The following is a 12,156-nucleotide window of genomic DNA, read 5'->3' as shown; positions in this document are numbered from 1 at the left end:
CCGACGATGAGGATCTATTCGCCCCGCGTTGTCGATGTTCGAGCGGACGGGACGACCGCGGGCACCGGGCGGGCGGAGATCGAATCGGAGGCTGTCGTGAGCGTGGAGAGTGTGCGGATGCTGCCGATCGGCGTCGACGGTGTCGCCGAGGTCCTCCGGTCCGAACTGATCGCCGTTCCGGCCCGTTTCGCGCTGCTCGCGGACGCGTCCGGCGCGACGCTCGCCGAAGATCTGATCGCGGGTACCGCGCTGCCCCGGGTCGACACCGCGGCGATGGACGGCTACGCGGTGAGCGGCCCAGGTCCCTGGTGGACGTTGCGCGCCGACGCCAGGCTGGCCGGTCACGGTCGAGGACGTCCGCTGTCGTCGGGTGTCGCGGTGCGGATCGCGACCGGCGCGGCGGCCCCGACCGGGACCACGGCGGTGATGCGTGACGAATTCGCCGAGACGGCGCGGGTATCCGGCCGCCTGATGGTGCGCAGGGTGCCCGGCGCGCCCCTGAAGGACGATATGCGCCGCTGCGGTGAGCAGTGGGACGGCGGGGAAGTGCTCGTCGGCTACGGCACCCGGGTGTGCCCGGCGGTGGTGTCGGCCGCGGCGAGCGCGGAGGCCCCCACGGCCGCGGTCCGCGGGCCGGTGCGCGCCGATGTGCTGATCACCGGCGACGAGATCCGCGCGCGCGGCCCGCTCGCCGAAGGCCAGACCCGCGACGCGCTCGCGCCGGTACTGCCGCAACTGCTGCGTGCCTGCGATATCGGGTGCGGTCCGGTCCGGCATCTGCCGGACCGCGCGGAAGACCTGCTCACCTGGTTCACCCAGGAACGCGATGCCGAGATGGTGGTGGTCACCGGCGCGACCGGACACGGCGCGGCCGATCATCTGCGCGATGTGCTCACCGAGATCGGCGCGCGCGTGCTCCTCGACGGGGTGGCGATGCGGCCCGGCGGCTCGCAGATCGTCGCGGTACTGCCCGACGGCCGGGTACTGCTCGCGCTGCCGGGTAATCCGTTCGCCGCGGTGGCCGCGCTGCTGGTCAGTGCCCCCGCGATCGTGGACGCGCTGACCGCGCGCACTTCGCGACAGCGACTGTGGGGCCGGATCAGCGACCGGTCGGGATCACACGAGACGCTCACCGCGGTGGTGCCGGTGCGCCAGTTGCCCGGCGGCGTGTGGCAGAGCGCGGGTGCGGCGCGCACACCGCACCTGGCCGACCTGATCGGCTGCCAAGCGCTCGCGCTGCTCGGGCCCAACAGCGGACGCGGTAGCGTCGCCGAACTCCTGCCGTTGCCGCAGTGACTTTCTGATCTACGGATCTTCTCGCTTCGCAATTCCGTGTCTGCGGCAATATGCTGTGGACCGTGTCGAATCTACGGATCAGTGAGGTGGCCGCCCTGCTCGGTGTCAGCGATGACACGGTGCGCCGGTGGATCGATCAGGGCCGGTTGACCGCGATCCAGCTCGACAGCGGACGCAAGGGTGTCAGCGGCCGTGAGCTCGCCCAATTCCTGCGAGCCAATGCCGAAGCTCCCGAGCCGGGGGTGACGGTCGCGGCGTCCGCGCGCAATCGGATGCGCGGCATCGTCACCAGGATCGTCAAGGACACCGTGATGGCGCAGGTGGAGATGCAGGCCGGACCGTTCCGGCTGGTGTCGCTGGTGAGCAGGGAATCGGTCGACGAGCTCGGTCTGGAAGTCGGCAGTATCGCTGTCGCCTCGGTGAAGTCCACCCACGTCGTGGTGGAGATTCCGGAAAGTTGACGAGAATGAATTTCATGCGCACAGTGGTCGCCGCGGTCGCGGCGGTACTCGCGGTGGTGACCGCGGCGGGCTGCGGTTCCGACGACAAGACCGAATCCGCGGACGCGGCGTCGGTGTCGGGCACCGTGACGGTATTCGCGGCGGCATCGCTGACCGAGACCTTCACCGAACTCGGCAAGCAGTTCGAGGCCGCGCACCCGGGGGTGAAGGTCGTCTACAGCTTCGGCGCCAGTTCGGCGCTCGCCGAGCAGATCAGCCAGGGTGCTCCGGCGGACGTGTTCGCCTCCGCCGCGCCCAAGAACATGCAGCAGGTGCGGGACAAGGGCGAAGTCACGGTCGCACCGGTCACCTTCGTGCGCAACAGACTCGAGATCGCGGTGCCGAAGGGCAATCCGGGCGCCATCACCGAACTGGCCGATTTCGGCAAGACCGAGCCCAAGATCGCGTTGTGCGCCGAGCAGGTGCCGTGCGGCGCGGCGGCGAAGACCGTATTCGAGACCGCGGGCGTCACCCCCCAGCCCGATACCCGTGAACAGGACGTCAAGGCGGTGCTCACCAAGGTGACGCTCGGTGAGGTCGACGCGGCGCTGGTCTACCGCACCGATGTGAAGGCCGCGGGGGACAAGGTCCAGGGTATCGAATTCCCCGAATCGGCCAAGGCCGTCAACGACTATCCGGTCGCACCGCTCGCGCACGCCCCGAACGCGACGGCCGCGGCGGCGTTCGTCGAATTCGTCACCGGCGCCCAGGCGAAGTCGGTGTTCACGGCGGCGGGATTCGACACTCCGTGAGAACGTCCTCGCGGCGGCGGGCGGTACTGGGGCGGCCTCCGGTCGCGCTGATACTGCCCGCCGTCTGCGGGCTGGCATTCCTGGTCGTCCCGCTGATCGGGCTGCTGCTACGGGCACCGTGGTCGACCCTGCCGGAGCGGTTGGCGAGCGCCGAAGTCGGTCAGGCGCTGCGGCTTTCACTGGTGTGCGCGACCTCGGCGACCCTGATCTGCCTCGTGCTCGGGATTCCGCTCGCGTGGCTGCTCGCCCGCGCGGATCTCCCCGGCCGTTCGCTGCTGCGCGCTCTCGTCACCGTCCCGCTCGTGCTGCCACCGGTCGTCGGCGGTGTCGCGTTGCTGCTGGTCCTGGGACGGCGCGGCCTGATCGGGCGCTACATGTACGAATGGTTCGGGGTGTCACTGCCTTTCACGACCGCCGGGGTGATCGTCGCCGAGGCGTTCGTGGCGATGCCGTTCCTGGTGATCTCGGTCGAGGGCGCCCTGCGCGCGGCCGATCAACGATTCGAGGAGGCGGCGGCGACCCTCGGCGCGAGCCGCTGGTACACCTTCCGCCGGGTTACACTGCCCTCCATCCTGCCGGGCGTCGTCGCGGGGGGTGTGCTGTGCTGGGCCCGCGCGCTGGGCGAATTCGGCGCGACCATCACCTTCGCGGGTAATTTCCCCGGTCGCACGACGACGATGCCGTTGGCGGTCTATCTCGCGCTGGAGAGCGATCCGGAGGCCGCGATCGTGCTGAGTCTGGTGCTGCTCGCGGTATCGGTGCTCGTACTCGTCGCGCTGCGGGAACGCTGGATCCGGGGCCCGGTATGACCCTGAGCGCCGAAATCCGGGTCGACCGAGGGCATTTCGCGCTCGACCTGCCGCTCACCGTGGCACCGGGGGAGGTGATCGCGTTGCTCGGGCCCAACGGGGCCGGTAAGACCACCGCGTTGCGCGCGCTGTCCGGACTCGTCGCGCTCACCGGAGGGCATCTGCGCGTCGGCGAGAATACCTGGGACGCACCGCCTTCGGTGTTCGTGCCCGCCGAGCGGCGGGAGATCGGCGTGGTGTTCCAGGACTACCTGCTGTTCGCCCATCTGTCCGCGCTGGACAATGTCGCCTTCGGCCTGCGGGCGTGCGGACGTCGCAAGGCCCGGGCGCGCGAACAGGCCGCCGCCTGGCTGGCCCGCGTCGGACTCGCTGACCACATGCACCGCAAACCACGCGCGCTGTCGGGCGGACAGGCCCAGCGTGTCGCGTTGGCGAGGGCGCTGGTCACCGAACCGCGCCTGCTGCTGCTCGACGAACCGCTCGCCGCGCTCGACGCGGGCACCCGGCTGCACGTGCGCTCCGACCTGTCCCGTCACCTGCGCGACTTTCCCGGATACACGGTGCTCGTCACCCACGACCCGCTCGACGCGATGGTGCTCGCCGACCGATTGGTCATCCTGGAGAACGGCGCGATCGTGCAGCAGGGCGCGCCCGCCGAGGTCGCCGCCGCGCCGCGCTCGGATTACGTCGCGGATCTGATGGGACTCAACCTCTATCGCGGCACCGCGCGCGGCACCCTGGTGGCCCTCGACACCGGCGGCGAATTCACCATCGCCGAACCCGGCAACGGACCGGTGTACGTCGCGTTCGCCCCGAACGCCGTCGGACTGCATCCGGAGCGTCCGGTGGGCAGCCCGCGCAACAGTTGGCCCGTCGTCATCGCCGGTATCGAGCAGCACGCCCACACCATCCGGGTGCGTTTCGAGGGCAGTCCGCCCGTACTCGCCGACATCACCCCCGCCACCGTCGCCCAACTGGGGTTGCGTCCGGGACAGCGGCTGTGGGCGGCCGTGAAGGCCACCGAGATGCGGTCGTATCCGGCGTGAACCCGGAGTTCCGGCGTGGGAGCCCTCGCGGGACCGGATGATGCGCGGCATCGCGTCGACAGCCGTCCCGACCCGCCTACCGGAAGCTCAGCCGCGGGCGACGCGCACCGAGTTCAGCACCACGTCGTCGGTGGGGGCTCCGTCGCCGGAACCGTCGCGAACGCCCGCCGCGGCGATTCCGGTGAGCACGCCGAGTCCGTCGACCACGCGGCCGAACGGGGTGTAGTTCGGCGGCAGCCGACTGTCCCGGTAGACGAGGAAGAACTGGCTCCCGTTGGTGCCGGGACCGGCGTTGGCCATCGCGAGTGTGCCCGCCGGATACGTCGCGCCCGCCAGATTCTCGTCGGGGAACCGGTAGCCGGGTCCACCGGTGCCCAGCGCCGACGGATCACCGCACTGGAGGACGAAAATGCCCTGGGTGGTCAACCGGTGACAGCGGGTGTGGTCGAAATACTGCTGGTCGGACAGGAAGACGAACGAATTCACCGTGCGCGGCGCCCGAGCCGCGTCGAGGGCCACCGTCACGGTTCCGCAGTTGGTCTCCAGCGACGCGGTGTACCCGGCGGCGGGATCGATCGTCTGCCAGGGCTCGAAGGGCCACTGCTTCCCGTTCGGCGCGTCGGCGGACGCGGGCGCGCATCCCGCCGGACTCCGGTGCGCCTGCCACGGCTGCGCGGCCACGCCGCCCGCCGCGTGCAGCGTCAGCGCCGCGCCCGCGATCAGCAGGCCGAGCCCGGGCAGCATCCGCCGCATCGGATTGCCGCGACGCTTCTCGACGCCCGCGCGCGCCCGCGTTCCGATGCTCACAGTGGATCTCCTTCATCAGGGGTATACGCACCGGACGATGCTGGCCCGCATCCTGCCATCTACCCCACCCTCGCCGTCAGCGAACCACCCGGTTCGCCCTCGGATGCGAGCAGGCGGCGTCGAATTGTTCCTGTCGCGGGCAGTGGTGTCTCGTGTGCACCTCGGTTCCGATGACACGGTTCGCCCTCGGGGGCGGTGCGGGTCCTCGGTCCGGTGTGAGCGGCCGGATCCGACGACGGGTTCGCTGCGGTGCTGTCGGCGAGCGGCATGGAACGCACTCGGCACCGGGAACGACCGGATATCGCGGCCGCGCCGGGAACACGCACCCGATCCGGCGGACTGCGCCGCGACCTCGTCCTCTAGGGCGGCGCGGTCCTGGTCACCCTGTTCGTCGGCTCGAAATGCGCACGGGCGGTCGAATCCGATCACCCGGCGCGCGGTCACGGGTCGGGGCGCTAGGTAGGTTGGCCTCGGGACCGCAGGACGTCCACGGGAGGAGCAGAGGGTGACGGGTGGGGGCAGGACGCGGCCGTGGCGGCGGGCGATCAGGGTGGGGGTCGCGCTCGCGGCAGGGATCGTCGTGGTTGTGGCCGGGGCGAACGGCACGCTGTGGGCACTGTCGTCGGGGCATCGCCACGACGTGGCATCGGCTCCCGCGGCGCCGGTGGTGATCGTCCCGGGTGCGAAGGTCGGGCCGGACGGTTCACCGCTGGCGTACCTGCGCGGGCGTCTGGATGTCGCCATCGAACTGGCGCGGGCCGGGAAGGTGCGCGAGATCCTGCTCTCCGGCGACGCGGGTGGCACATCGGGCGACGAGATCGCCTCGATGCGGCGCTACCTCCTCGACAACGGCATCGATCCCGCTCTGATCCGATCCGACGGAGAGGGACTGTCGACCTGGGAGACCTGCGAACGCGCCCGCGACCGATTCGGAATCGAACGCGCGATCATCGTCAGCCAGTACCGGCACCTGCCGCGCGCGGTCGCGCTGTGCCGCGCGGCGGGCATCGATGCCGACGGTGTCGTCGCCTATTGTGAGTGTCGGCGAACAACCGAGGTGCGCAACAACTTTCGTGAGTGGCTGGCGGCGCCGAAAGCTGTCGCGCGGTTACTGCCGCGATAGACGGCGCGAACCTCGGGAGGATCTCACGCCCGACGGATGCGGCGATAGGTGGGCGCGGCGGACGCGGCGGCGGCGAGTTCGGTGGCGAGCCAGGGGAGGTCGGCATCGGTGACGGGGGAGACGGTGAGCCGGACGTGGTCGGATCGAGGCGTGTCGGCCGCTTCGAACGGGCCGCCTGGCGCGACCTTGATTCCCGCGGCGGCCAGCGAGATCATCGCCGCGTTCTCGTCGGCGACAGGGAGCCACAGGTTGATACCGTCCGCGCGGGCCACCGTGACGCCGTGGACGGCGAGTTCACGCCGTAATTCGGTCGACCGTCTCCGGTACTCGGCGCGCGCGGCGGTGACGGTGTCGGCGGCGGCGGGATCGTCGAGCATGGTGAGCAGGACACGCTGGAGCAGGCGGCTGGTCCAGCCCGCCCCGAGCATGCGCCGTTCGATGACCGGATCGAGCAGTTCGGCGGGGCCGCCCGCGACGGCGAGGCGCAGATCCGCGCCGTGGGATTTGGAGTAGGAGCGCACGTGGACGGTGCACCGTGGCAGTCGGGCGCCGAGGGAACGCAGTGGGGCGGAGGCGATTCCGGCGGAATGGTCGTCCTCGACGATCAGGGTGTCGGTGGCGCGGAGGATATCGGTGAGTTCGCGCACGCGGCGCGCGGCGAGCGAGACCCCGGTGGGATTCTGGGCCCGGGGTTGCAGGATCAGCGCACCGATACCGAAATCGGCGACCGCGCGGGATAATTCGGCGGGTATCAATCCCGAGTCGTCGAGGTGGACCGCGATCGGTTTCGCCCCGAGGCGGGCCAACAGATCGAGGAACGGCGGGAAACACGGATCCTCGACGGCCACCGCGTCCCCGAGCCGGATGTGGAGGGTGAGCAGCCGGTCGATGGCGTCGAGCGCACCGTCGAAGACGGCCAGGCGTTCCGCGCGGAACGGCCAGTCGGGGCGGACTCTGGCGGCGAGTTCCGGCAGGACCGCGTCGCCGAGATATTCCGCGGCGAGGTCACCCGCGTCGACGGCGGTGATGGTGCGCAATGCCGTCGCCAGGTCGGGCAGTAGCCCGGGATCGGGGGTGCCGCGCGACAGATCGATACGGAACGCGCTGTCGGTCGGCGGGTGCAGTCGCTGATAGCGGCCGACCGCGGGACGGCCCGAGGGAAGTTCCCCGACGAAGGTGCCCGCGCGTCCCCTGGCGACGATCGCGCCGGTCGCCGCGAGCGCGCGCCACGCTTGGTTGACCGTGGCCGGTGACACCCGGAGTTCGCGCGCCACCTCGCGCACCGTCGGCAGCCGCGATCCGGGAGCCAGTGCGCCGGAACGGATTCGACGGCTGAGGACGGCCGCGATCCCCGCGGGCGTGCGATCGTCGAGATCGGCGGTGAACTCCGACGGTGACATCACGGCGGGGCTCGGCGGCGGCACGGTCGAACCGGGCGGAACGCGGTCGTCCGCGTCATCGGTACCCGCCCGTTCGATGGTCACCCCGCCATTCTGCGACCCGCCACCGGGCACGAACCACGGTCATCCCCAAGATTTACGGCCAAGAAACTGTTTCCGCGCAGATGTAACACATCGGACGTGGTTCAGGGTGCACGATAACAATCATGGCAACCGTTCGATCCGCGCTCGTCCAGACGACCTGGACCGGCGACAAAGAGTCGATGATCACCGCGCACGAGGACTACGCGCGGCAGGCCGCCGCGCGGGGAGCGCGGGTGATCTGCTTCCAGGAGTTGTTCTACGGGCCGTATTTCTGCCAGTTGCAGGACGCCAAGTTCTACGACTACGCGGAATCGGTACCGGGACCGACGACGGAACGTTTCGCGGCATTGGCGCGCGAACTCGGCATGGTGATGATCCTGCCGGTCTACGAGCAGGAACAGCCGGGACTGCTGTACAACACCGCGGCGGTGATCGACGCGGACGGCAGCTACCTCGGCAAATACCGAAAACATCATATTCCGCACGTGAACGGTTTCTGGGAGAAATTCTATTTCCGTCCCGGCAATCTCGGCTGGCCGGTCTTCGATACCGCGGTCGGCCGGGTCGGGGTCTATATCTGCTACGACCGGCACTTCCCGGAGGGCTGGCGCGCACTGGGCCTGGCGGGAGCCGAGATCGTATTCAATCCGTCGGCCACCTCGCGCGGCCTGTCCGCCTACCTGTGGAAATTGGAACAGCCCGCGTCCGCGGTCGCCAACGAATATTTCATCGGCGCGATAAACCGGGTCGGCATAGAATCCGAATACGGTGACGACGATTTCTACGGCACCAGCTACTTCGTGGACCCCGAGGGCAAATTCGTCGGTGACGTCGCCTCCGACACCGCCCCGGAACTGCTGATCCGCGATCTGGACCTGGATCTGATCAAGGTCGTCCGCGACCGGTGGGCGTTCTACCGGGATCGCAGACCGGACGCCTACGGACCGTTGGTGACGCCATGACCACCTTCATCCACGGCGGCACGGTGGTCTCGGCCACCGGATCGCAATTGCTCGACGTACTGATCGACGGCGAGACCATCGTGGCGGTGCTGCAACCGGGATCGCGCGCCCTGGGCGCCGATCTCGCCGCGTCCGCCGAGACCGTCATCGACGCGACCGGGAAATACGTCATCCCCGGCGGCGTCGACGGGCACACCCATATGCAGATGCCCTTCGGCGGCACCGAGGCGTCGGACACCTTCGAAACCGGCACGCGGGCCGCGGCGTGGGGCGGCACCACCACGATCATCGATTTCGCGGTGCAGAAACCGGGCGAGCGGATCCAGGACACCCTGGGCCAGTGGCATCAGAAGGCGGCCGGACAGTGCGCCGTCGACTACGGCTTCCATCAGATCATCGGTGATGTCGACAACGAATCCCTCAAGGGGATGAGCGAATTGGTGGCCGAGGGCGTCACCAGTTTCAAACTGTTCATGGCCTATCCCGGCGTCTTCTATTCCGACGACGGCCAGATCCTGCGCGCGATGCAATCCGCCGGGGATCTGGGCGCGTTGCTGATGATGCACGCGGAGAACGGCATCGCCATCGACGTCCTGGTCGAACAGGCCGTGGCGCGCGGTGACACCAGCCCCTACTTCCACGGCGTCACACGCCCGTGGCAGATGGAGGAGGAGGCCACCCACCGCGCCATCATGCTGGCGCAGGTGACCGGCGCGCCGCTGTACGTGGTGCACGTGTCGGCCAAGCAGGCACTGGAGCAGATCGCCACCGCGCGCGGCAACGGGCAGAACGTCTTCGGCGAGACCTGTCCGCAGTACCTGTACCTCTCGCTCGAAGAGCATTTGGGCGCACCGGGTTTCGATGGCGCCAAGTGGGTGTGTTCGACACCGCTGCGATCCGGGGCCGAGGGGCACCAGGACGAACTGTGGCGTTATATCCGCACCGGTGACGTCACCGCGGTCAGCACCGACCACTGCCCCTTCTGCATGAAGGATCAGAAGGAGATGGGGCGCGAGGACTTCAGCAAGATCCCCAACGGCATCGGCGGTGTCGAACACCGGATGGACCTGATGTTCCAGGGCGTCAAGAACGGATTGATCTCGCTGGAGCGGTGGGTGGAAGTCTGCTGTACCACGCCCGCGCGCATGTTCGGTATGTATCCGCGCAAGGGCGTCATCAGTCCCGGCGCCGACGCCGACATCGTGATCTACGACCCCGCCGGGCACACCAGCATCGGGTACGGCAAGACCCATCACATGAACATGGACTATTCGGCCTACGAGGGTTTCGAGATCGACGGCCACGTCGATACCGTCCTCTCGCGCGGACGCGTGATCATCGCCGGCGGACGGTACCTCGGCACCACCGGGCACGGCCGATTCGTCAAACGCGACCTCTCGCAGAACCTGATCTGACGCCGAATCGAACCCGAATGGAGAGTGCCGCATGGATATCGGCGTAGTGCTGCAGTGCAACCCTCCGGCCTCGCGCGTGATCGAACTCGCGAGACAGGCCGAGACGCACGGGTTCTCGCACGTGTGGACCTTCGACTCGCATCTGCTGTGGCAGGAGCCCTACGTCATCTACAGCCAGATCCTCGCCTCGACCCGCAAGGTCATGGTCGGTCCGATGGTCACCAACCCGGCGACCAGGGACTGGACCGTGACGGCCTCCACCTTCGCGACGCTCAACGACATGTTCGGCAACCGCACCGTCTGCGGGATCGGCCGGGGCGATTCGGCCGTGCGCACCCTGGGCGGCAAACCGACGACCCTGGCCACCATGCGGGCATCGATCGAGGTCATCCGCGAACTCGCCAACGGCCGCAGCGCACAGGTCGACGACACGATCGTGCGCTTTCCCTGGGCGGCCGATTCGCGCCTCGAGGTGTGGGTGGCGGGCTACGGCCCGCGCGCGCTCGACCTGACCGGCGAGGTCGGCGACGGGTTCATCCTGCAATTGGCCGATCCCGATATCGCCGCGTGGACCATCGCCAGGGTGCGGGCGGCGGCCGAACGCGCCGGTCGCGATCCGGGCGCGGTGAAGTTCTGCGTCGCCGCGCCCGCCTATGTCACCGACGGATCGGCGACGGGGCTGGCGCACGCGCGCGAGCAGTGCCGCTGGTTCGGCGGGATGGTCGGCAATCACGTCGCCGATATCGTCGCGCGCTACGGCACCGGTGGTGACGTTCCGGCGGCGCTGACCGAGTACATCGCGGGCAGGCACGGTTACGACTACAACGAGCACGGTCGCGCGGGCAATACCCACGCCGATTTCGTGCCCGACGAGATCATCGACCGGTTCTGCCTGCTCGGCACCCCGGACGAGCAGCTGGTCCGGCTGCGCGAACTGGAGAAACTCGGCGTCGACCAGTTCGCGGTCTATCTCCAGCACGACGCCAAGACCGCCACGCTGGAGGCGTACGGCGAATCGGTGCTGCCCCGGCTGGCCCACCCCGTCACCGCGACCGAGGGCGCCGGATGAATTCCACCGGCGGCGCGCGGACGCGGGCGACGCGCGCCGGCTACGCGCTCGCCGCGCTGCTGCTGGTCATCGGAATCTGGGAGGCGGTCAAGGCACTGGTTCCCGCGCAGGGCGTGAGTCTGGGCGACCAGCGGATCCTGCCGCGCACCACCGACGCCGCGCTGCCCCACGTGTGGACGGTGTTCACGGTGCTCGGTGAACGCGACGGCAAGGGCACCGTGGGCGCGACACTCCTGCGCACGGCGGGTTTCACCTTCGGCCTGGCACTGCTCGCCCTGTTCATCGGCACCGTGGTCGGGGTGGCGCTCGCGGTGCTGATGCAGCGCTTCGCCTTCGTCGAACGCGGACTGCTGCCGTATATCGTTGTCTCGCAAACTGTTCCGCTGATCGCGTTGGCGCCGCTGGTCGCGGGCTGGGGTGGCCGGGTCGTCATCGCGGGCGAGCCGTGGCGGCCGTGGATGAGTATCGCGGTGATCGCTTCCTACCTCGCCTTCTTCCCCGTGGCGGTCGGCATGTTGCGCGGGCTGCAAGCACCGCCGAAGGCCTCGGTCGAACTGTTGCACAGCTTTTCGGCGAGCTGGTGGAACACATTGATACGACTGCGTTTTCCCGCTTCGGTGCCGCATTTCCTGTCGGCCCTGCGCCTGGCCGCCGCGGCGTCGGTGATCGGCGCGGTCGTCGCCGAGATCTCCACTGGAACGGCGGGCGGGATCGGTCGTCAGATCATCGTGTTCTCCCAGCAGGCGACCGGCGATTCGTCACGGCTCTACGCGGCGGTGCTGGCCGCCGCGCTGCTCGGCATCGCCGTCACCGGCGTGGTCGCGCTGGCCGAATTCGTCCTGCGCCGCTACAGCCATCCCGCCGGAGCGCAGAGGTCGAAGGGGAGAACGTGA

At 69.2% G+C, this 12,156-nt stretch carries 12 protein-coding genes; 10 read left to right on the top strand and 2 right to left on the bottom strand.

All coding sequences use genetic code 11. The features are described from left to right. Positions 1 to 96: 96 nt before the first annotated feature. The 5 genes from OG225_RS20700 to OG225_RS20680 all read left to right on the top strand — a co-directional run bounded on the left by OG225_RS20700 (position 97) and on the right by OG225_RS20680 (position 4,403). The gene (locus OG225_RS20700; RefSeq protein WP_405176856.1) at positions 97 to 1,296 is read left to right on the top strand and encodes a molybdopterin-binding protein; all 1,200 of its coding nucleotides are present in this window, start codon (positions 97 to 99) and stop codon (positions 1,294 to 1,296) included. A 62-nt stretch (positions 1,297 to 1,358) separates the two neighbouring features. After that, positions 1,359 to 1,757: a molybdopterin-binding protein gene (locus tag OG225_RS20695; RefSeq protein WP_216913905.1), complete on the top strand. Its 399-nt coding sequence runs from the start codon at positions 1,359 to 1,361 to the stop codon at positions 1,755 to 1,757. 14 nt (positions 1,758 to 1,771) lie between these two features. Beyond that, entirely contained in the window at positions 1,772 to 2,548 is a 777-nt protein-coding gene (modA, locus tag OG225_RS20690; RefSeq protein WP_405176855.1) for a molybdate ABC transporter substrate-binding protein, read from the top strand. Then, positions 2,545 to 3,357: a molybdate ABC transporter permease subunit gene (modB, locus tag OG225_RS20685; RefSeq protein ID WP_405176854.1), complete on the top strand. Its 813-nt coding sequence runs from the start codon at positions 2,545 to 2,547 to the stop codon at positions 3,355 to 3,357. Before modA ends, modB begins: the two co-directional genes overlap by 4 nt. Beyond that, entirely contained in the window at positions 3,354 to 4,403 is a 1,050-nt protein-coding gene (locus OG225_RS20680) for an ABC transporter ATP-binding protein (protein WP_405176853.1), read from the top strand. The genes modB and OG225_RS20680 overlap by 4 nt, the downstream gene beginning before the upstream one ends. Positions 4,404 to 4,490: 87 nt before the next feature. Here OG225_RS20680 and OG225_RS20675 read toward each other — a convergent pair whose 3' ends face one another. Then, the gene (locus OG225_RS20675) at positions 4,491 to 5,210 is read right to left on the bottom strand and encodes a peptidylprolyl isomerase (protein ID WP_405176852.1); all 720 of its coding nucleotides are present in this window, start codon (positions 5,208 to 5,210) and stop codon (positions 4,491 to 4,493) included. A gap of 505 nt (positions 5,211 to 5,715) precedes the next feature. Here OG225_RS20675 and OG225_RS20670 point away from each other — a divergent pair. Beyond that, positions 5,716 to 6,333: a vancomycin high temperature exclusion protein gene (locus tag OG225_RS20670; RefSeq protein WP_405176851.1), complete on the top strand. Its 618-nt coding sequence runs from the start codon at positions 5,716 to 5,718 to the stop codon at positions 6,331 to 6,333. Positions 6,334 to 6,356: 23 nt separating this feature from the next. Here the strand turns inward: OG225_RS20670 and OG225_RS20665 are convergent, their stop codons facing one another. Continuing rightward, a complete protein-coding gene (locus OG225_RS20665; protein ID WP_405176850.1) occupies positions 6,357 to 7,817 on the bottom strand; it encodes a PLP-dependent aminotransferase family protein in 1,461 nt (486 codons plus the stop codon). A gap of 122 nt (positions 7,818 to 7,939) precedes the next feature. Between OG225_RS20665 and OG225_RS20660 the strand changes: the two genes are divergently transcribed. Genes OG225_RS20660 through OG225_RS20645 form a run of 4 tightly spaced genes read left to right on the top strand, consistent with a single transcriptional unit; the run spans position 7,940 to position 12,156 of the window. Then, entirely contained in the window at positions 7,940 to 8,779 is an 840-nt protein-coding gene (locus OG225_RS20660) for a nitrilase-related carbon-nitrogen hydrolase (protein ID WP_405176849.1), read from the top strand. After that, entirely contained in the window at positions 8,776 to 10,194 is a 1,419-nt protein-coding gene (gene hydA, locus OG225_RS20655) for a dihydropyrimidinase (protein WP_405176848.1), read from the top strand. The genes OG225_RS20660 and hydA overlap by 4 nt, the downstream gene beginning before the upstream one ends. Positions 10,195 to 10,225: 31 nt before the next feature. Then, complete coding sequence (locus OG225_RS20650; RefSeq protein WP_216917590.1) at positions 10,226 to 11,263, top strand: TIGR03842 family LLM class F420-dependent oxidoreductase; 1,038 nt, start codon at positions 10,226 to 10,228, stop codon at positions 11,261 to 11,263. Next, positions 11,260 to 12,156, top strand: a complete 897-nt coding sequence (locus OG225_RS20645) for an ABC transporter permease (RefSeq protein ID WP_405176847.1) — start codon at positions 11,260 to 11,262, stop codon at positions 12,154 to 12,156. Before OG225_RS20650 ends, OG225_RS20645 begins: the two co-directional genes overlap by 4 nt.

Origin of the sequence: Nocardia sp. NBC_01377, assembly GCF_045040005.1 — a bacterium.
GTDB lineage: Bacteria > Actinomycetota > Actinomycetes > Mycobacteriales > Mycobacteriaceae > Nocardia > Nocardia noduli.
Note: the sequence above shows the minus strand (reverse complement) of the source record. Positions and strands in the feature narration are given on the sequence as shown.